19 protein-coding genes and 1 riboswitch are annotated in these 18,209 nt (G+C 73.1%); of the genes, 7 read left to right on the top strand and 12 right to left on the bottom strand.

Annotated elements, in window-relative coordinates:
* Nucleotides 1–10 precede the first annotated feature (10 nt).
* From IEY96_RS19015 to IEY96_RS19005, 3 genes are all read right to left on the bottom strand, one after another.
* Entirely contained in the window at nucleotides 11–892 is an 882-nt protein-coding gene (locus IEY96_RS19015) for a bifunctional 5,10-methylenetetrahydrofolate dehydrogenase/5,10-methenyltetrahydrofolate cyclohydrolase (protein WP_189196128.1), read from the bottom strand.
* Nucleotides 893–905: 13 nt separating this feature from the next.
* Nucleotides 906–987, bottom strand: a riboswitch (ZMP/ZTP riboswitch).
* A complete protein-coding gene (locus tag IEY96_RS19010; protein ID WP_189196127.1) occupies nucleotides 987–2,012 on the bottom strand; it encodes a hypothetical protein in 1,026 nt (341 codons plus the stop codon). Its footprint overlaps the riboswitch before it by 1 nt.
* Before the next feature lie 19 nt (nucleotides 2,013–2,031).
* Nucleotides 2,032–3,039, bottom strand: coding sequence for a tyrosine-type recombinase/integrase (locus IEY96_RS19005; RefSeq protein ID WP_189196126.1), 1,008 nt, complete (start codon nucleotides 3,037–3,039; stop codon nucleotides 2,032–2,034).
* A 96-nt stretch (nucleotides 3,040–3,135) separates the two neighbouring features.
* Here IEY96_RS19005 and IEY96_RS19000 point away from each other — a divergent pair, with 96 nt between their 5' ends.
* Nucleotides 3,136–4,002, top strand: coding sequence for an aminoglycoside phosphotransferase family protein (locus tag IEY96_RS19000; protein WP_189196125.1), 867 nt, complete (start codon nucleotides 3,136–3,138; stop codon nucleotides 4,000–4,002).
* 106 nt (nucleotides 4,003–4,108) lie between these two features.
* Here the strand turns inward: IEY96_RS19000 and IEY96_RS18995 are convergent, their stop codons facing one another.
* Together IEY96_RS18995 and IEY96_RS18990 are read right to left on the bottom strand one after the other, a co-directional pair.
* A complete protein-coding gene (locus IEY96_RS18995) occupies nucleotides 4,109–4,549 on the bottom strand; it encodes a YybH family protein (protein WP_189196124.1) in 441 nt (146 codons plus the stop codon).
* Between the two features lie 69 nt (nucleotides 4,550–4,618).
* Complete coding sequence (locus tag IEY96_RS18990) at nucleotides 4,619–5,584, bottom strand: RNA polymerase sigma-70 factor (protein ID WP_373293600.1); 966 nt, start codon at nucleotides 5,582–5,584, stop codon at nucleotides 4,619–4,621.
* A 142-nt stretch (nucleotides 5,585–5,726) separates the two neighbouring features.
* Between IEY96_RS18990 and IEY96_RS18985 the strand changes: the two genes are divergently transcribed.
* Complete coding sequence (locus tag IEY96_RS18985; RefSeq protein ID WP_189196123.1) at nucleotides 5,727–6,212, top strand: carboxymuconolactone decarboxylase family protein; 486 nt, start codon at nucleotides 5,727–5,729, stop codon at nucleotides 6,210–6,212.
* A 74-nt stretch (nucleotides 6,213–6,286) separates the two neighbouring features.
* Here IEY96_RS18985 and IEY96_RS18980 read toward each other — a convergent pair whose 3' ends face one another.
* The 5 genes from IEY96_RS18980 to IEY96_RS18960 form a co-directional block, all read right to left on the bottom strand.
* Nucleotides 6,287–8,665: an ATP-binding cassette domain-containing protein gene (locus IEY96_RS18980; RefSeq protein ID WP_189196122.1), complete on the bottom strand. Its 2,379-nt coding sequence runs from the start codon at nucleotides 8,663–8,665 to the stop codon at nucleotides 6,287–6,289.
* A gap of 136 nt (nucleotides 8,666–8,801) precedes the next feature.
* Entirely contained in the window at nucleotides 8,802–9,251 is a 450-nt protein-coding gene (locus IEY96_RS18975) for a helix-turn-helix transcriptional regulator (protein WP_189196121.1), read from the bottom strand.
* A gap of 82 nt (nucleotides 9,252–9,333) precedes the next feature.
* Complete coding sequence (locus IEY96_RS18970) at nucleotides 9,334–10,278, bottom strand: TerC family protein (RefSeq protein WP_189196120.1); 945 nt, start codon at nucleotides 10,276–10,278, stop codon at nucleotides 9,334–9,336.
* Nucleotides 10,279–10,435: 157 nt separating this feature from the next.
* Nucleotides 10,436–11,287, bottom strand: a complete 852-nt coding sequence (gene pdxY, locus IEY96_RS18965) for a pyridoxal kinase PdxY (RefSeq protein ID WP_189196119.1) — start codon at nucleotides 11,285–11,287, stop codon at nucleotides 10,436–10,438.
* Nucleotides 11,288–11,321: 34 nt separating this feature from the next.
* Nucleotides 11,322–11,894, bottom strand: a complete 573-nt coding sequence (locus IEY96_RS18960) for a GNAT family N-acetyltransferase (protein ID WP_189196118.1) — start codon at nucleotides 11,892–11,894, stop codon at nucleotides 11,322–11,324.
* Between the two features lie 181 nt (nucleotides 11,895–12,075).
* On the opposite strand from IEY96_RS18960, the gene IEY96_RS18955 reads away from it, so the two are divergent.
* Complete coding sequence (locus IEY96_RS18955) at nucleotides 12,076–13,494, top strand: OFA family MFS transporter (RefSeq protein WP_189196117.1); 1,419 nt, start codon at nucleotides 12,076–12,078, stop codon at nucleotides 13,492–13,494.
* Entirely contained in the window at nucleotides 13,491–13,616 is a 126-nt protein-coding gene (locus IEY96_RS33170) for an MFS transporter small subunit (protein WP_255509868.1), read from the top strand. The genes IEY96_RS18955 and IEY96_RS33170 overlap by 4 nt, the downstream gene beginning before the upstream one ends.
* Nucleotides 13,617–13,662: 46 nt before the next feature.
* Here IEY96_RS33170 and IEY96_RS18950 read toward each other — a convergent pair whose 3' ends face one another.
* Nucleotides 13,663–14,391 carry an SDR family NAD(P)-dependent oxidoreductase gene (locus IEY96_RS18950; RefSeq protein WP_189196116.1) on the bottom strand — a complete coding sequence of 243 codons (729 nt, stop codon included), beginning with the start codon at nucleotides 14,389–14,391 and terminating at the stop codon, nucleotides 13,663–13,665.
* Nucleotides 14,392–14,469: 78 nt separating this feature from the next.
* On the opposite strand from IEY96_RS18950, the gene IEY96_RS18945 reads away from it, so the two are divergent.
* The 3 genes from IEY96_RS18945 to IEY96_RS18935 all read left to right on the top strand — a co-directional run bounded on the left by IEY96_RS18945 (nucleotide 14,470) and on the right by IEY96_RS18935 (nucleotide 17,144).
* The gene (locus IEY96_RS18945; protein ID WP_189196115.1) at nucleotides 14,470–15,312 is read left to right on the top strand and encodes a patatin-like phospholipase family protein; all 843 of its coding nucleotides are present in this window, start codon (nucleotides 14,470–14,472) and stop codon (nucleotides 15,310–15,312) included.
* A gap of 67 nt (nucleotides 15,313–15,379) precedes the next feature.
* Complete coding sequence (locus tag IEY96_RS18940; RefSeq protein WP_189196114.1) at nucleotides 15,380–16,060, top strand: hypothetical protein; 681 nt, start codon at nucleotides 15,380–15,382, stop codon at nucleotides 16,058–16,060.
* A 193-nt stretch (nucleotides 16,061–16,253) separates the two neighbouring features.
* On the top strand, nucleotides 16,254–17,144 hold the full coding sequence (locus IEY96_RS18935; protein WP_189196113.1) for a GNAT family N-acetyltransferase: 891 nt from the start codon (nucleotides 16,254–16,256) through the stop codon (nucleotides 17,142–17,144).
* A 65-nt stretch (nucleotides 17,145–17,209) separates the two neighbouring features.
* Here the strand turns inward: IEY96_RS18935 and cydB are convergent, their stop codons facing one another.
* Complete coding sequence (gene cydB / locus IEY96_RS18930; RefSeq protein WP_189196112.1) at nucleotides 17,210–18,208, bottom strand: cytochrome d ubiquinol oxidase subunit II; 999 nt, start codon at nucleotides 18,206–18,208, stop codon at nucleotides 17,210–17,212.
* Nucleotide 18,209 lies beyond the last annotated feature (1 nt).

Genomic DNA, 18,209 nt, shown 5'->3' with positions numbered 1-18,209 from the left:
GCCCGGCGCCTCAGCCCAGCCCCGACGCCCGCTGCGCCGCCCGCACCGCGTTGCGGAACAGCATCGCCACCGTCGTCGGACCCACCCCGCCGACCCGCGGCGTGATCGCCCCCGCCACCTCGGCACACGACTCGTCCACGTCCGGCAGCAGCCGCCGCCCCTCGTAACGCACCCCACCGCCGACCACCACACCACCCGGACGCACATGCTCCGGCTGGATAATCCCCGGCACCCCGGCCGCCGCCACCAGGATCTCCGCCCGCCGCGTGTACCGCGGCCAGTCCGGCACCCCCGTGTGCACCACCGTCACCGCCGCGTTCGCCGTCGGCCGCTTCTGCGCCAGCAGCATCGCCAACGGCCGACCCAACGTGGCGCCCCGACCCAGGATCACCACCTCCCGGCCCGCCACCGGCACCCCGTGGAACGCCAGCAACGCCTCGATCCCCGCCGGCGTACACGGCAGCGGACCCGGCAACCCCAACGCCAACCGGCCCATGTTCACCGGATGCATCCCGTCCACATCCTTGTCCGGGTCCAGCTCCGCGAGGGCCCGGTCGTAGTCCAGATGCCCCGGAATCGGATACTGCACCAGCACCCCGTGCACAGCCTTGTCCGCGTTGAAATCCGCCAGCACCGCGTGCAGATCCGCCTGCGACGCCGACGCCGACAGATGCACGTGCGGCGACACGAAACCCAGCTCCGCCGCCTGCCGCTGCTTGATCCGGATGTAACCCGCGCTCGCGTCGTCGTCGCCCACCAGCACCGTCGCCAACGCCGGCGTGACCCCCGCCGCGCGCAACGCCACCACCGACTCGGCGACCTCCGCCAACACCTGCTCCGCCACCGGCGCACCCGGCAGCAGCCGCGCCGTCGTCGTACCCGAAGAAGACATGCCGCACCCCGCCCGCGGAGGCCCAGGCGGTCGACCCCCGCGACGAGCTCCCCGATGGTTGCCCATCCTCCGTGCCGCCAGTCGCGTTCGCCCCTCAGCCTGCCACAGCGCGCTCCGCGACCGCATCCACCACCGCCTGCCACCGCGGCAACGACCCCAGCAGCTCCGCCGCCCGCCGCCGCCGATCCGCCGCCGACGCCACCCCCAGATCCGCCACCGCCGCCTCGAACGCCGGCCGCAACACCCGCTCCCGCTCCGGCGCGTCCACCGCCAGCACCGCGTGACACCGGGCGTACGTCACCACGATCCAGAACATCGCCTCCCGGTGCGCGCCCGCCGCCACCAGCTCCGCGCCGCCGTCCAACACCACCGGCCGCCCCGCCGCCGACAGGTCCGCCACGAACGGAAACGGGGTACGCGCCACCCGCGCCGCCTCGTCGAACGTCACCGCCAACCCCGCCAGGTGCTCCCGCACCCGATCCGGCCCCACCCCGCCACCGTCCAGCGACGCCAGCAACTCCGGATACCGGTCACCGAACCCGTACCCGGCCAGCACCTCCCGCGCCCGCACGTACCGCCGCCGCACCGTCGGATCCCGCAACCCCGCCACCGCCGGCCACACCGCCAGCACCGACGTCGGGAACACCCACGCCAGCACCTGCTCCGGCAACGACGCCCGATCGTCCAGCCGCGCCAACCCGTCCTCGATCCGCCGCCGCACACCGGCACACCGCCGCCGCACCCACACCGGATCCGCGAACCCCGCCGCCACCCGCTCGCCGATGCCCGCCAACCGACCCGACGGATCCGCGATCACCGCACCCGCCCGGAACATCGGCGCGAACACCCACGACCCCAGCACGTCCGCAGGCGTCCCCAGCTCCGCCCAGGTCACCGCCGAGACCTCCAGCAGCACCCCACGGTGAACGAACTTGCCCACCTTCGCCGCCGGCCCGTCCCGCACCAGCAGCACGTCCACATCCGAGGACGACGGCAGCACCGCCTCGTCCGGCACACCCACCGTCGACCCGCTGAAGAACGCACCCCCGATCGACGGATCCCGGCGCATCTCCGCGCGCACCCACTCGACCGCCACCGCCCGCGCCGCACCCACCCGCATCCCGACCATGCTGCCCCGCTCAGCCCACCTCGCGCCGCCCCACCAGACCGGCCAGGGCCCGGTTCGTGCGGTTCGAGGCCACCGCGGCGCGCTGCTGACCCGCCGTCACCTCGATGTACGTCTGCGACGACGCCAGCGACGCGTGCCCCAGCAACCGCATGATCTCCGCCGCGCTCGCCCCGTCCTCGGCCAACCGGGTCGCGAACGTGTGCCGCAACGCGTGCAGCCGCGCCCCCCGCGGCACCCGGTCACCGATCCCCGCCCGCCGGTAACACGACTCCACCAGGTACTGCAGGCCACCCCGGCGCAACGGCTCACCCCGCCGGTCCACCAGCAGCGGCGAGTCCGGCCGGACGCTGCGCGCCCCGAACCGCCGCCGCCGGCTGTCCAGGTAGTCCGCCAGCACCCGGTCCACGCCCGCCTCGATCGGCACCGTCCGCGGCCGCCCACCCTTGCCCGCCACGTCGACCCGGCGCTCGCCGGGCCGGCCGGCCACCGACGCCACCCGCAGCGCCAGCAGCTCCGACAGGCGCAGCCCCGCGCACAGCGCCAACGCCAGCACGGCCAGGTCCCGCTCCGGCCACGGGTCGCGCTGCCGGCCGTCCTCCCGGGCCACCGCGGCCAGCAGTTCCTCCGGGGTGTCCTCGCCGCGCAGCGGCTTGGGCTGGTGGAGCGGGGTGCGGGGCCGCCCCACCGCCGGCATCGGATTCCCGGGTACGACGCCCTCGGCGACCAGGAACGTGAAGAAGCTGTTCCAGGTCGACCAGGCACGGTGGACCGAGGCGGCGGCGCGGGGCGCGGCGAAGCGGGCGAACGCCGCGCGCATGACCCGGGGGGACAGGGCGGAGACCGGGAGCCGGTCGAGGGGGAGGGGAGTGGTCCCGTCGTCGGCCGCCACCAGGGTTGCCACGGTGGTCAGGTCCCGCCGGTAGGCCGCCAGGGTGTGGGGGGAGGGCTTGCGGGTGGCCCGGGCGGTCAGGAACTCCTCGATCAACCGTCCTACCGGTTCGTCCGGTTTGTCATGCATAAGGCATATTATGCATGATTTTCGCGTTCCCGCCAGCCGCCCACGTGGGGGAGAGCGACACCGGAAACCACTTGTCGCGGCACGCAGACTGGGTGCGTGGTGGACATCGACGAAGAACTGGTACGCCGCCTCGTCGCCGAACAGTTCCCGAACTGGGCGCACCTGCCGGTCGCCGCCGTGGCCCGGCAGGGGTGGGACAACCGGACCTTCCGCCTCGGTGACCACCTCGTCGTGCGGCTGCCCAGCGCCGAGGGCTACGTGCCCGGCGTCGCCAAGGAGGACCGCTGCCTGCCCGTGCTGGCCCGCCACCTGCCGCTGCCCGTACCCGAACCGGTGGCCACCGGAGCGCCCGGCGCCGGCTACCCGTACCCCTGGTCGGTGCGGCGTTGGCTGCCCGGCGACACCCTCGGGGCCGCCGGGGAGGTCGACCGGCCGGCCGTGGCGCGCGACCTCGGCGCGTTCCTGACCGCGCTGCGGCGGGCGCCCACCGTCGGAGGCCCGGTGGCCGGGCGGCACTCCTGCTTCCGGGGCTGCCACCCGAGCGCCTACGGCGACGAGGTCGAACGGGCCCTCGAGGTGCTGGACGGCCGGGTGGACACGCGCGCCTGCCAGGACGTCTGGGCGCGGGCGCTGACCTCGGCCTGGCCGGCGGCGCCGGTCTGGTTCCACGGCGACGTGGCGGTGGGCAACCTGCTCGTCGCGGAGGGGCGGCTGTCCGCGGTCATCGACTTCGGCACCTGCGGCGTCGGGGATCCGGCCTGCGACCTGGTGCCGGCGTGGACCTGGTTCGCCGGTCCGGAGCGCCGGCTGTTCCGGGAGGCGGTCGGCCTGCCCGACGACGCCTGGCGGCGCGCCCGCGGCTGGGCGCTGTGGAAGGCCCTCATCACGCTGGTGGCCGACGACCGGAACGAGGAGCAGTCGCGGGCCCTGGCGGCGGTCCTCACCGACCCGGTCGTGGACTGAGCCCGGGGAGGGCCGGAACCTGCTTACTTGACATAATGTGCATTATCGACGTTACGAGGGAGGCGATCAGGACCTGCCGCAGCGGGCCCTGATCGCCTGCGACAGGTCAGGGTTGGAGGTCGACCATCCCCTTGCCGCTGCGCACGTCGAGCGGCACCGAGACCTGGTCGTGCGCGATCAGCCACGTGTCGCCGATCTTCTCGAAGCAGAAGGTGGCCCTCACCCACATGCCGCTCGTGGTCGTACCGTCCCTCAGGGCGCCGCTGAGCCGGGCGAAGGCGTGTCCGAACGCCACGTCGTCGCCGACGGTGAGGGTCAGGTCGCGGACCTCGTAGGCCACCCGCTCGAAGACCGCGAAGACGTTCGCCCAGTTCTTGAGCTTCGCGTCCACCCCGACGTGCTGTAGCGGCGGCTCGACGTCGAAGGACACCACGTTCGTGGTGTAGAGCTGCTTCAGGCCCTCGAGGTCCCGGTCCCGGAGTCTTTCGACGATCTTGTCGATCTGCTGGCGGATCTGGGCTTCGTCGGTCGCGCGCTGTCTCGGCATGGCTTCCTGGACCTCTCCCCCGTGGTGGAATCGTGACGCATCGGACACTATGGCTCCTCGATGTCGGAGTCAGCGGCTCAGGCTGACCTCGCGCTGCAGGTGGGACAGCTTGTGCGGGTTGCGCACGGCGTAGAGCCCGGTGACGAGCCCGTCGTCGATGCGCACCGCGAGGACGGTGTCGACCTCGTCGCCCTGCTGGAGGATCAGCGCCGGGTAGCCGTTGACCTGGGCGGGTCGCAGCGACATCAGGGCGGCGATCCGGCCCACCCCGGCGGCCAGCAGGCGGCCCACCTTGTCGGCCCCCACGACGGGCCGCGGGACGGCCTGCCGGACTCCCCCGCCGTCGCCCAGGAAGACGACGTCCGGTGCGAGGATGTCGAGCAGGCCCTGCAGGTCGCCGGTTTCGGTCGCCTTCCGGAACGCCTCCAGGGCGTCCCGGGTCTCGGCCGCGGACGTGACCCCGCGGGGCCGGCGTGCCGCGACGTGGCCCCGGGCCCGGTGGGCGATCTGGCGGACGGCGGGCTCGCTCTTGTCGACGGCTTCGGCGATCTCGTCGTAGGGCAGATCGAACACCTCGCGCAGGACGAACACCGCGCGCTCGGTCGGCGTGAGTGTCTCCAGCACGAGCAGCATCGCCATCGAGACGCTGTCGGCCAGCTCGACGTCCTCGGCCACGTCGGGTGCGGTCAGCAGTGGTTCGGGCAGCCAGGGGCCGACGTAGGACTCCTTGCGGCGGCCGAGCGTGCGCAGGCGGGCGAGGGCCTGGCGGGTGGTGATCCGGACCAGGTACGCCCGCTGTTCCCGCACCGTGGTGAGGTCGACGCGTACCCAGCGCAGCCAGGTTTCCTGGAGGACGTCCTCGGCATCGGCGGCCGAGCCGAGCATCTCGTAGGCGACGGTGAACAGCAGGTTGCGGTGGGCGAGGAACACCTCGGTGGCGGGGTCCGGGCGGTCGTCGCGGCCACGTTCGTCGGGTGCGGTGTGCGCCGTGCCGGCCATGGGTGGCTCCTGTTCGGTCTCGATGGTCTCCCCCATCAGATGCCGGTCCGGGCCGTTGTGTGACACCGACGGGCGTGCGGATGGCTGTGGCGGTCGTCACGTGGGCGTGTTGTCACGGGGTCGGGGGTCGGCGACATCTCGTGGTCGTCCGGTGCGACACCATCAGGAGGGACGAGCCATGGACGCTCGATTCGACATGTTCGCCAACGAGATCGCCGTCAAGTTCGCCAAGCGGTTCGCCAACGCCGGCCTGGTCATCCACCAGTCGCCGCTGCCGAGGTCCACGCAGGAGCTGGTGTCGCTGCGCGCCAGCCAGATCAACGGGTGCGGCTGGTGCATCGACATGCACACGAAGGAGGCGTCGGCGGCCGGCGAGAGCGCGGTCCGGCTCAACCTGGTGGCCGCCTGGCGGGAGTCGACCGTGTTCAGTGAGGCCGAGCAGGCCGCGCTGGCGCTCGCCGAGGAGGGCACCCGGCTGGCCGACGCGCACGAGGGGGTGTCGGACGAGACGTGGGCCGCGGTGCGCAAGCACTACGATGACGACCAGATCGCGGCGCTGGTCGCGCTGGTCGCGTTGATCAACGCGGCGAACCGGATGGCCGTGATCGTGCACCAGCGGGGCGGTTCGTATGAGCCCGGCATGTTCGCTGCCGCGTTGGGCTGACCGGTCGGCGGGTCCGGCCCGGACCATCCTGGTCCGGGCCGGGCGCTCGGCGTGCTTCCCCGTCTCGGGGCCGGTCAGGAGCCGACGTACGCGGCGAGGTGTTCACCGGTGAGGGTGGTGCGGGCGGCGACGAGGTCGGCGGGTGTGCCCTCGAAGACGATCCGGCCGCCGTCGTGGCCGGCGCCGGGGCCGAGGTCGATGATCCAGTCGGCGTGGGCCATGACCGCCTGGTGGTGCTCGATGACGATGACCGACTTGCCGGAGTCGACGAGCCGGTCGAGCAGGGCGAGCAGGTGTTCGACGTCGGCGAGGTGCAGGCCGGTGGTCGGCTCGTCGAGGACGTAGACGCCCCCGGTGTCGGCCATCCGGGTGGCCAGCTTGAGTCGCTGCCGCTCGCCGCCGGACAGCGTGGTGAGCGGCTGGCCGAGGGTGAGGTAGCCGAGGCCGACGTCGGCGAGCCGGTCGAGGATCTTGTGGGCGGCCGGGGTGCGCGCCTCGCCGGCGCCGAAGAACTCCTCGGCCTCGTCGACCGACATGGCGAGGACCTCGCTGATGTCGCGGCCGCCGAGGTGGTATTCCAGGACCGAGGCCTGGAACCGCTTGCCTTCGCATTCCTCGCAGGTGGTGGCGACGCCGGCCATCATGGCCAGGTCGGTGTAGATGACGCCGGCGCCGTTGCAGGCGGGGCAGGCGCCTTCGGAGTTGGCGCTGAACAGCGCGGGCTTCACGCCGTTGGCCTTGGCGAAGGCCTTGCGAATGGGGTCGAGCAGGCCGGTGTACGTGGCGGGGTTGCTGCGCCGGGAGCCGCGGATGGCGCCCTGGTCGACGGTCACGACGCCGTCGCGTCCGGACACCGAACCGTGGATCAGGGAGCTCTTGCCGGAGCCGGCCACGCCGGTGACGACGGTCAGCACGCCGAGGGGGATGTCGACGTCGACGTTCTGGAGGTTGTGGGTGTCGGCGCCGCGTACCTCCAGGAGGCCGGAGGGTGTGCGGACCGACGGCTTGAGGCGGGCCCGGTCGTCGAGGTGCCGGCCGGTGCGGGTGCCGCTGGCCCGTAGTCCTTCGACGGTGCCTTCGAAGACCACCTCGCCGCCGGCGGTGCCGGCGCCGGGGCCGAGGTCGACGACGTGGTCGGCGATGGCGATGGTCTCGGGCTTGTGTTCCACGACGAGCACGGTGTTGCCCTTGTTGCGCAGTTGGAGCAGCAGTTCGTTCATCCGCTGGATGTCGTGGGGGTGCAGCCCGATGGTGGGTTCGTCGAAGACGTAGGTCACGTCGGTGAGCGAGGAGCCGAGGTGGCGGATCATCTTGGTGCGTTGCGCCTCTCCGCCGGACAGCGTCCCGGAGGGCCGGTTGAGGGAGAGGTAGCCCAGCCCGATCGTCACGAACGAGTCGAGGGTGGCGCCGAGTGCGGTGAGCAGCGGCGCGACGGAGGGTTCGTCGAGGGCGCGTACCCAGTCGGCGAGGTCGCTGATCTGCATGGCGCAGGCGTCGGCGATGCTGATGCCGGCGATCTTGGAGGAGCGGGCGGCCTCGTTGAGGCGGGTGCCGTCGCAGTCGGGGCAGGTGGTGAAGGTGACGGCGCGCTCCACGAAGGCCCGGATGTGGGGCTGCATGGCGTCGACGTCCTTGGCCAGGAACGACTTTTGGATCTTGGGGATGAGGCCCTCGTACGTGAGGTTGATGCCCTCGACCTTGATCTTGGTCGGCTCCTTGTAGAGGAGGTCGTGCAGTTCCTTCTTGGTGAACTTGCGGATCGGCTTGTCGGGGTCGAAGAAGCCGCAGCCGCTGAAGATTCGGCCGTACCAGCCGTCGACGCTGTAGCCGGGGATGGTGAGGGCCCCCTCGTTGAGCGACTTGGTGTCGTCGTACAGGGCGGACAGGTCGAAGTCGGTGACCGAGCCCATGCCCTCGCAGCGCGGGCACATGCCGCCGGTGATGGAGAAGCTGCGCCGTTCCTTCGTGGTCTGGCCGGAGCGTTCGATGGTGACCGCGCCGGCTCCGCTGATCGAGGCGACGTTGAAGGAGAAGGCCTGGGCCGAGCCGATGTGGGGCTGGCCGAGCCGGCTGAAGAGGATGCGCAGCATGGCGTTGGCGTCGGTGACGGTGCCGACGGTGGAGCGGGGGTTGCCGCCCATCCGCTCCTGGTCGACGATGATCGCGGTGGTCAGCCCGTCGAGCACGTCGACCTCGGGGCGGGCCAGCGTCGGCATGAAGCCCTGCACGAAGGTGCTGTAGGTCTCGTTGATCAGGCGCTGCGACTCAGCGGCGATGGTGCCGAAGACCAGCGAGCTCTTGCCGGAGCCGGAGACGCCGGTGAACACCGTCAGGCGGCGCTTCGGGATCTCGATGCTGACGTCCTTGAGGTTGTTCTCGCGGGCGCCCTGCACGCGGATCATGTCGTGGGTGTCGGCGGCGTGCGGCGCGGGCGACGGGGTGTCCGTCCTCATCGTGTCTCCATCTGTGCGGCGGTCTGCGTGGGCCGTGGGCGGGGTGCGGGCAGCCGGACGGCTCAGCCCGGCGCGGCGGCGGCGTCCGCGTCGGTGTGCGAAAGGAGGGCGTGGTGGCGGGTGACGGCCATGGCGGTCACGCTAGTTGCGGCCCCGTGGCCTTCGCTTCTCGATTCCTGACCGGCCTGGTGACCTGCTTCGCGAGGCACGGCGGCATCTCGGCGGTGCCGCCGGCCGCCTGGGCGCGGTAGGTGCTGGGCGGCACGCCGACCAGCTCGGTGAAGCGGGTGCTGAAGGTGCCCAGCGACGAACAGCCGACCGCGAAACAGACGTCGGTGACGCTGAGGTCGCCACGGCGCAGCAGCGCCATGGCGCGTTCGATGCGGCGGGTCATCAGGTACGAGTACGGGGATTCGCCGTAGGCGAGCCGGAACTGGCGGCTGAGGTGCCCGGCCGACATGTTCACGCCGCGCGCGAGCGCCTCCACGTCCAGGGGTTGGGTGTACTCCCGGTCGATCCGGTCCCGGACGCGGCGCAGCCGGGCGAGGTCGCGCAGGTGCTGGGCGGCGGCGGTACTGCTGGTCACCTGCCAGATCGTGCCACGTCGCCGGCGGCGTTGCCCAGCACCGCCGCACCGCGCCGGTGTCGACCCGGCTCGGTGGCGGTGGTCACCGGGCCCGGACGTCCCGGCGCGCGGCCACCGCGCTCCAGGTGATGGCGACGGCGAGGGTCAGCACCACCACGGTGAGGGTGAGCCAGACCGGCAGCTTGCCCACCGGGGTCTCGGCCAGGATCAACTTCACCCCGGCGAAGGCGAGCAGCACGGCCAGGCCGTAGCGCAGGTAGCCGAAGTGCCGCAGCAGACCGGCCAGGCAGAAGTACAGGCTGCGCAGCCCGAGCACGGCGAAGGCGTTCGCCGTCCAGACCAGGAACGTGTTGGTGGTGACGGCCAGGATGGCCGCGACCGAGTCGATCGCGAAGATGACGTCGGTGGCCTCGATCGCGACCAACGCGACGAGCAGCACGGTGCCCGTGCGGCGGCCGTCGACCCGGATGGTGAAGCGGCCGTCGTGGTAGCGCGGGTCGGTCGGCACCAGCCGGCGGAAGGTCCGGACGGCAAGGTTGCGGTCGGGGTCGACGTCCGGTTCGCCGCGGACCGCGAGGCGCCAGCCCGTCCAGATCAGGAACGCGCCGAGCACGAGGCCGGCCCAGGTCAGCCGCTCCAGCAGCTGCGCGCCGGCGAAGATGAAGACCAGCCGGAATCCCAGTGCGCCGAGGACTCCCCAGAAGAGCACCTTGTGCTGGTATTCGGCGGGTACCCGGAAGTATTTGAACAGCAGTGCGAAGACGAAGACGTTGTCGACGGACAGCGCCTTTTCCAGCAGGTAGCCGGAGTAGTACGCCACCGCCGACCCGCCGCCGCGCCAGAGCCAGATCACCAGGCCGAAGGCGACGCCCGTGGTGATCCACACCGCGCTCCAGAGCAGCGCCTCGCGGAGTTCGACGACGTGGTGGTCGCGGTGGGAGAACATGTCCACCGCGAGCATGACGGCGATGACCGCGCCGACCGCCAGCCAGGCCCAGGCCGGCGCCGCGAACGTGGTCTCGTCCATCCGGCGTCCTCCGCATCCGCACCGGGGCGGGGCCGGGCGCCCGTTCCGGCCCCTACGCGGCGGCGGAACCGGACTGCGCCGCCACCGAGCCTAGGCGAGCCGCCGGGCGGGAGAAGGCGGTCCGGAGAAGTCCGCCGCCGGCGCGGCGGAGGTCGGCTCAGCGCAGCCGGCGGGCGCCGAACCGGGTGGGCGGGTCGGCGATGGCGTCCTGGGCGGCGACGAGCTGCAGCTCCCGGGTGCCCGCGGCGAGGGTCGCCTCGAGGACGGCGTAGATGGAGTTGGTGGTGCGCTCCAGCGCCGTCTCGGGTGACCCGGTCGTGGCGAGGTGGGCCAGGTAGAGCGCGGCGGTGACGTCGCCGCCGCCGTTCGGGCTGATCGGCAGCAGCGGCGTGGTGACCGCCCAGGCGCCGGAGTCGGAGACGGCGACGACCTCCAGCGACCCGGCCGGGACGTCGCCGTGCAGCACGCTGGTGACCAGCACGTGCCGGGGTCCGGTGTCGCGGACGACGTCGACGGCGGCGAGCAGGTCCTCCAGGGTGTCGGTGCCGCGGCCGGCCAGGAACTCCAACTCGAACTGGTTCGGGGTGACGATGTCGGCGCGTGGCACGACGGTGTCGCGCAGGTACTCGGGGATGCCGGGCCGGACGAACATGCCACGGCCGACGTCGCCCATCACCGGGTCGCAGCAGTACACGGCGTCCGGGTTGGCCGCCTTCACCCGGGCGACCGCGTCGAGGATGACCTCACCCATCGCCGGGTCGCCCTGGTAGCCGGAGAGCACGGCGTCGGCGGTGCCGAGGACGCCGCGGTCCTCGATGCCGGCGATCACCTCGGCGACGTCGGCCGGGGGCAGCAGCGGCCCGCGCCAGGCGCCGTAGCCGGTGTGGTTGGAGAAGTGCACGGTCAGCACCGGCCAGACCTCGTGCCGGAGCCGTTGCAGCGGGAACACGGCGGCGGAGTTGCCGACGTGACCGTAGGCGACCGAGGACTGGATGGACAGGATCTTCACGGGCCCATCGTCGCATCCGCCGGCGCGGCGCTGGTCAGGTGTCGGTACGCAGGCGGGCGTGCAGGTGCATGTCGTGCCAGCCGTCGGTGTGCCGGGCGGCGCCGCGCTGGGTGCCCTCGGCGGTGAGGCCGGCCCGTTCGGCCACCCGGCAGGAGGCCGGGTTGGCGGTGGAGTGGCGCAGCCAGACGCGGTGCAGGCCGAGCCGGTCGAAGCCGAAGGCGGTCAGCGCGGTCAGGGCGCGGGCGGCGACGTGCCGGCCGCGGGCGGCGGGCAGCACCCAGTACGACACCTCGGCCTCGGCCTCGGGCAGGTCGATGGCGCGCAGGCTGATCTGTCCGAGCACGCCGGTGCGGTCGGTGACCGCCCAGCCGGCGCCGGTCTCCTGCCGCCAGCGCTCCGGCCAGGAGGCGATCCAGTCGCGGGCCTCGTCGTCGGTCATGGCACGGCAGTGCCAGCGGCGGATGGCGGGGTCGGCGTACGCGGCGAGGACGGCGGGCCGGTCGTCGGGTCGCCAGGGGCGCAGGCGCAGGTCGCCGGCGTCGAGGTCGGGTTGGGGGTGGCGGGCGAGGGCGCCGGGGTGCAGGGCCGGGGTGGTGAGCAGCGGCATGTGCCCATGATCGGTGACGACGGGCGGTGACGGCGCGTCGACGACAGGTGCGCGACCCCGGTGTCGGGGTGACCGTTCGGCTCAGGGTTTCGACCGTCCGGCGCGGAGCGGGTTTCGGCGCAGCGTGCGGCGTGGGCATGTACGGGTGGGTTTCTCGCCATTCTCCGGAGAGGAAGCACGCATGCTTTCCGCACTCGATCGTCGGCACACCGTCGCGCCGCCGGGCTACAGCCGGTGGCTGATTCCGCCGGCGGCGCTGGCCATCCATCTCTGCATCGGGCAGGTCTACGCGACCAGCGTGTACAAGAACTCCCTGATCGCGCACTTCGACACCGGGCAGACGGCGATCGGGGTGATCTTCAGCATCGCGATCGTGATGCTGGGGTTGTCGGCCGCGGTGGCCGGCACGTGGGTGGAGGCCAACGGGCCGCGCAAGGCGATGTTCGTCTCGGCGTGCTTCTGGGCGGCGGGTTTCCTGGTCGGCGCGCTGGGCATCGCCACGAAGCAGCTGTGGCTGCTGTATCTGGGGTACGGGGTGCTGGGCGGCATCGGGTTGGGGATCGGCTACATCTCCCCCGTCTCCACGTTGATCAAGTGGTTCCCGGACCGGCCGGGCCTGGCGACCGGGTTGGCGATCATGGGCTTCGGGGGTGGGGCGATGGTGGCCTCTCCCCTGTCCCGGCAGCTGCTGTCGTTCTACGACTCCGGGTACGACCCGTCGAACGCGGGCTCGACGGCGTCGGGCAGCGCGCTGGTGTGGCTGTTCCTGACGCTGGGCGTCGGCTACTTCGTGATCATGATGTTCGGGGTGTTCAACGTGCGGGTGCCGGCGGCCGACTGGCGGCCGGCGGGCTTCGACCCGGCGCGGGTGGCGGCGAAGCCGCTGGTGACCACGGCGAACGTGTCGGCGGCGAACGCGGTGAAGACGCGTTCGTTCTGGCTGCTGTGGGTGGTGCTGTTCTGCAACGTGACCGCGGGCATCGGGATCCTGGAGCAGGCCAGCCCGATGATCCAGGACTTCTTCCGGGACAACGGGACCTCGGCGGTGTCGGTGGCGGCGGCCGGCGGGTTCGTGGGACTGCTGTCGCTGTTCAACATGGCCGGCCGGTTCGTGTGGTCGTCGACGTCGGACGTGATCGGCCGCAAGCCCATCTACCTGCTGTATCTGGGTGTGGGGATGGTGCTGTACGTGCTGCTGGCCCTGTTCGGGCAGTTGGCGACGGCGCTGTTCGTGCTGCTGGCGTGCGTGATCCTGTCGTTCTACGGCGGCGGGTTCGCCACGGTGCCGGCGTACCTGCGGGACCTGTTCGGCACGTTCGAGGTGGGCGCGATCCACGGCCGGTTGTTGACGGCGTGGTCGGCGGCCGGGGTGGCCGGTCCGCTGATCGTGAACGCGTTCCTGGACGCGCAGGGCAAGCCGGGCACGTTGACGGCGGCGGCGTACCGGCCGGCGTTGTTCACGATGGTCGGGGTGCTGGCGGTCGGTTTCGTGGCGAACCTGTTGATCCGGCCCGTGCCGGAGCGGTTCCACGAGCCGGCGCCGGACCGGGACGGTGTCGAGGGTGCGCAGCCGGTGGCGGCGGAGAGGAGCGGGTCGTGAACGAGCGGGTCGGTGGCGGGCAGCGGGTCCGCCTGGTGGTGTCGTGGGTGGTGGTGTCGGCGCTGCTGGGGTACGGGGTGGTGCAGACGCTGATCACGGCGGCGAAGCTGTTCACCCACTAGCGGCGGGCGGCCCGGGGGGACGACTCTCCCCCGGGCCGTTTCGGCGTCAGAGGCCGCCGGCGATGCGCAGGACGGCGCCGGTCGTGTACGAGGCGTCGGGGCCGAGGAGGAACGCGATGGCGCCGGCGACCTCGTCGGGTTCGCCGGCGCGGCCCAGCGGGATGCGGCCGGCCGCGGTGTCCGGGCGGTCGGGCGCGCCGGACAGGGCGTGGATGTCGGTGCGGATGATGCCGGGGGCGACGGCGTTGACCCGGATGCCGCGCGGGGCGAGTTCCTTGGCGAGGCCGACGGTGAGGGTGTCGGTGGCGGCCTTGACGGCCGCGTAGTGGATGTACTCGCCGGGGCTGCCGAGGGTGGCGGCCGCGGAGGAGACGTTGACGACGGCCCCGCCGCGGGTCATCCGGCGGGCGGCCTGCTGGGCGCAGAGGACGTAGCCGACGAGGTTGACGTCGACGACCTGGCGCAGGTCTTCGACGCGCAGGTCGGCGAAGGGCCCGATCGGGCTGGTGATGCCGGCGTTGTTGACCAGGCCGGTGAGCGGGCCCAGTTCGTCGGCGGCGTCGAAGAGGCGCTGGACCTGGTCGGGGTCGCCGGTGTCGGCGGGGACGGCGACGCCGCGGCGGCCGGCGGCGCGCACGTCGGCGAGGACGGCCTCGGCGGCGGCGTGGTCGCTGCGGTAGCCGATGACGACGTCGTGGCCGGCGGCGGCGAGCCGGCGGGCGGTGGCGGCGCCGATGCCGCGCCCCCCACCGGTGACGATGGTGACGGAGCTCAATGTCCTCTCCCCTGCCCTGGTGGTGGGGGTGACGTTACCGTGATCGGCGCGGGACCCGGGTGGAGAGGACGGTCACACATGACGCGGGCGCTGGTGCTGGGTGGCGGTGGGGTGACCGGGGTGGCCTGGGAGTTGGGGCTGCTGGCCGGGCTGGCCGCGCGGGGCGTGGACCTGACCGGGGCGGAGCTGGTGGTGGGCACCTCGGCGGGTTCGGTGGTGGGCGCGCAGGTGTGCTCGGACACGCCGGTCGAGGAGCTGTACGCGGCGCAGTTGCGCCCGACGGGAACCGAGGTGGCGGCCCGGCTGGGCGTCGGAGTGCTGGCCCGCTGGGCGTGGGCGGGTGCCCGGGGTCGCGACGAGGTGCTGGCGCGGGCCCGGGTCGGCGCGATGGCCCTGGCGGCGCGTACCCCGTCGGAGCAGTCGCGGCGGGCGGTCATCGCGGCGCGGTTGCCGGTGCAGGGGTGGCCGGCGCGGCGGCTGCTGGTGACGGCCGTGGACGCGACCTCGGGCGAGTTCGTGGTCTTCGACGCCGGCTCGCAGGTGGCGCTGGTGGACGCGGTGGGTGCCAGCTGCGCGGTGCCGGGGGTGTGGCCGCCGGTCACCATCGGGGGCCGGCGGTACGTCGACGGTGGGGTGCGCTCGGCGGTGAACGCGGACCTGGCGCGGGGCGCGGAGCGGGTGGTGGTGCTGGCGCCGACGCGGGCCGGGTTCGGGCCGATGCCGCGGCTGTCGGCGCAGGTGGCGGGGTTGCGGTCGGCGGGCGCGCGGGTGGCGGTGGTGTCGCCGGACCGGGCGGCGCGGGCGGCGATCGGGCGCAACGTGCTGGATCCGGCGCGGCGGGCCGCGTCGGCGCGGGCCGGGTTCGCGCAGGCCGCCGCGGTGGCCGAGGAGGTGGCGGCCGTCTGGGTCGCCGGGGGTTGATCTCCCGGGTGTCGGTGCGGGCTGGTATCAAGGCAGGCATCAGACACGTGTACGGAAGAGGGCTGTGATGGCGGGCCAGGGTTTGTCCACTGACGAGGTACAGGGCATCCGGGAGGCGTTGGCGGCCGGCCGCAAGCCCAAGGTGGTGTTCACGGCGGCGGCCGGGCAGATGGCGGGCCAGCTCGGGCAGGTGGTGGAGCTGACCGATCCGGAGGTGTCCGAGGAGTTCGTGGTGGTGCGGTTCGGCCGCGACGAGCTGCCCTTCTCCCCCACCGACGTGGCGATCGCCCCGAAGGGGGCGGGGCGGCGGCCGGCGGAGCCGAAGCCGGAGCCGCCGGTCGAGGCGGCGCCGGCGGAGCCGGAGTTCGTGTTGGACACGCCGGCGGTGCCGGCGCCGCGGCGGGAGGAGCCGAGGGTGACGCAGCAGGCGGAGCCGAAGCCGGCGCGGCGGGCGGTGAAGGCGGTGAAGCCGAAGGGCCCGGCCGGGTTGACGGTGACGCTGGCCTACGCCGAGGGCGAGTGGACGGTGGCGGCGCAGCAGGGCGCCAAGGCACTCGCGAAGCCGTACGTGGTGAAGCCGGCCGAGGCGCTGCGGATGGTGGCGCTGGTCGACGTGCCGGGGGTGCAGGAGGCGGTGGAGCAGATCCTGGCCGCGGAGCGGGCCGAGGCGGAACAGCAGGCGGAGAAGCTGCGCGCCGAGCTGGCCGAGATCGAGGCCCGGCTGGCGGAGCTGCGCGAGGCGCGCTGACCCGCACCCCGCGCCCCGGCCGGGGAAAACGCCTCGGCCGGGGCGCGGGGCGTCTGGTAGCGTTCCGCCGCGTCCTCGACCGAGACCGGAGGGAGGTGAGCGCCATGCGTACGACAGTCATGCGCTCCCACCCGGCTGCGAGGACGCCGGGATCCTGAACCGGGGAGCGCACCGCTTCCTGGAAGGACCCTTCATGACCGATCTGGTCATCCGCCCGCTCGTCGCGGGCGAGGAACACCTCTTCGACTCCCTGCCCGACCCGGGGCTGGTCGGGCGGGCCGTGCTCGGCGAGACGTACGTTGGCGGCGGCTTCCGCCCCGAATGGACCTGGGTGGCCCTGCGCGACGGGGTGGTGGTCGCCCGGGCCGCCTGGTGGGCCGGGCCGGAGGACCCGGCGCCGCTGGCGCTGGACTGGTTCGACTTCACCGACGAGGCCGCGGCGGTCGAGTTGCTGCGCACGGCGCCGCTGCGCACCGAGTACTCGATCCTGCTCCCTTACGGCTGGCGGGAGGATCCCGCGGTCCGCGCCCAGGCGCAGGCCCGGATCGACGCCGCGACGGCGGCCGGCATGCGGGTGCTGGTCGAGCGGTACCGGTACCGCTGGACGCCCGGATCCGGCCTGCCGGCCCGGCCGGGGCGGCTGGAGTTCCGGCCCGAGCCGGACGACGCGGTGATCCTGGACGTGCTGTGCCGCATCGGCGAGGGCAGCCTGGACGCCCACTTCCGGGCCGCGGCGGCTGCCCACGGCCCGCTCGCGGCGGCGCAGGAGGACCTGGACCTGCTGCGCTGGATGCCCAGCCCGCGGGACTGGTGGCGGCTGGCGTTCACCCCCGGCGGTGAGCCGGTCGGGCTGGTCGTGCCGGCCCGCAACCAGACCCACCACGTGGTGGGGTTCGTCGGCGTGCTGCCCGGACAGCGCGGCCACGGCTACGCCTACGACCTGCTCGTCGAGGCCACCCACCTGCTGGTCGAGGCGGGCGCCGACGAGATCGTGGCCGCCACCGACCAGGGCAACACGCCGATGGCGGCCACCTTCGCCCGGGCCGGCTACCCGGTCGAGTGGGAGCGGATCGACCTGGTCTGAGACGCCCCGCGGGGCCGGTGCGACCCCCTCGCACCGGCCCCGCGTCACCCGCGCCCGCAGGCTCGTCAGTGTTGCGGGATGTTCTGTACCCCGATCCGCTTGCGGAACACCCAGTAGGTCCAGCCCTGGTAGGCCAGCACGATCGGGGTGAACACCACCGCCACCCAGGTCATGATCTTCAGGGTGTAGGGGGTGGAGGCGGCGTTGCTCGCGGTCAGCGTGCCGGCGGCGTCCAGGGTGGACGGCAGCACGTTCGGGAACAGCGCGGCGAACAGGGTCGCCACGGCCAGGGCGATGGCCACGGCGGTGCCGGCGAACGCCCAGCCCTCCCGGCGTACCCGGGCGGCGGCGAGACCGCCGAGCAGGGCGAGGGCGGCGCCGACGGCGAGCACGACGGCGGCCGCGCTGGAGCGGATGGTCAGCGTCCAGGCCAGGAAGGCCACCGCCACCACGGCGGTGGCGACGCCGAGCTTGACGGCGAGCGCGCCGGCGCGCTGCCGGATGTCGCCGCTGGTCTTCAGGGCGATGAACACCGCGCCGTGGGTGAGGAACAGGCCCAGGGTGGTCACCCCGCCGAGCAGGGCGTACGGGTTGAGCAGGTCGAGCAGGCCGCCGGCGTACTCGTGGTCGGCCGACAGCGGCACGCCGCGGAGGATGTTGGCGAAGGCGACGCCCCACAGCACCGCCGGCACGGCCGAACCCCAGAAGATGGCCTGGTCCCAGCGGCGCTTCCAGGTCGCCTCGGGGCGCTTGTGCCGGTACTCGAAGGCCACCCCGCGGGCGATCAGGGCGAGCAGGATCAGCAGCAGCGGCAGGTAGAAGCCGGAGAAGAGGGTGGCGTACCACTCGGGGAAGGCGGCGAACATGGCGCCGCCGGCGGTGATCAGCCAGACCTCGTTGCCGTCCCAGACCGGGCCGATGGTGTTGATCAGGACGCGGCGTTCCCGGTCGTCGCGGCCCAGCACGGGCAGCAGCATGCCGACGCCGAAGTCGAAGCCTTCGAGGATGAAGTAGCCGGTGAAGAGCACGGCGACGAGGAGAAACCAGACGGTCGTCAGTTCCACG

It is taken from the genome of Micromonospora fulviviridis (assembly GCF_014648395.1).
Classification (GTDB): domain Bacteria; phylum Actinomycetota; class Actinomycetes; order Mycobacteriales; family Micromonosporaceae; genus Micromonospora; species Micromonospora fulviviridis.
Note: the sequence above shows the minus strand (reverse complement) of the source record. Positions and strands in the feature narration are given on the sequence as shown.

What these genes read in the sequence shown, in the direction of transcription:
- IEY96_RS19015 (WP_189196128.1), bottom strand. Translation starts at nt 892, where the DNA reads ATGTCTTCTTCGGGTACGACGACGGCGCGGCTGCTGCCGGGTGCGCCG.
- IEY96_RS19010 (WP_189196127.1), bottom strand. Translation starts at nt 2,012, where the DNA reads ATGCGGGTGGGTGCGGCGCGGGCGGTGGCGGTCGAGTGGGTGCGCGCG.
- IEY96_RS19005 (WP_189196126.1), bottom strand. Translation starts at nt 3,039, where the DNA reads ATGCATGACAAACCGGACGAACCGGTAGGACGGTTGATCGAGGAGTTC.
- IEY96_RS18995 (WP_189196124.1), bottom strand. Translation starts at nt 4,549, where the DNA reads ATGCCGAGACAGCGCGCGACCGACGAAGCCCAGATCCGCCAGCAGATC.
- IEY96_RS18990 (WP_373293600.1), bottom strand. Translation starts at nt 5,584, where the DNA reads ATGGGGGAGACCATCGAGACCGAACAGGAGCCACCCATGGCCGGCACG.
- IEY96_RS18985 (WP_189196123.1), top strand. Translation starts at nt 5,727, where the DNA reads ATGGACGCTCGATTCGACATGTTCGCCAACGAGATCGCCGTCAAGTTC.
- IEY96_RS18980 (WP_189196122.1), bottom strand. Translation starts at nt 8,665, where the DNA reads ATGAGGACGGACACCCCGTCGCCCGCGCCGCACGCCGCCGACACCCAC.
- IEY96_RS18970 (WP_189196120.1), bottom strand. Translation starts at nt 10,278, where the DNA reads ATGGACGAGACCACGTTCGCGGCGCCGGCCTGGGCCTGGCTGGCGGTC.
- IEY96_RS18960 (WP_189196118.1), bottom strand. Translation starts at nt 11,894, where the DNA reads ATGCCGCTGCTCACCACCCCGGCCCTGCACCCCGGCGCCCTCGCCCGC.
- IEY96_RS18955 (WP_189196117.1), top strand. Translation starts at nt 12,076, where the DNA reads ATGCTTTCCGCACTCGATCGTCGGCACACCGTCGCGCCGCCGGGCTAC.
- IEY96_RS18945 (WP_189196115.1), top strand. Translation starts at nt 14,470, where the DNA reads ATGACGCGGGCGCTGGTGCTGGGTGGCGGTGGGGTGACCGGGGTGGCC.
- IEY96_RS18940 (WP_189196114.1), top strand. Translation starts at nt 15,380, where the DNA reads ATGGCGGGCCAGGGTTTGTCCACTGACGAGGTACAGGGCATCCGGGAG.
- IEY96_RS18935 (WP_189196113.1), top strand. Translation starts at nt 16,254, where the DNA reads ATGACCGATCTGGTCATCCGCCCGCTCGTCGCGGGCGAGGAACACCTC.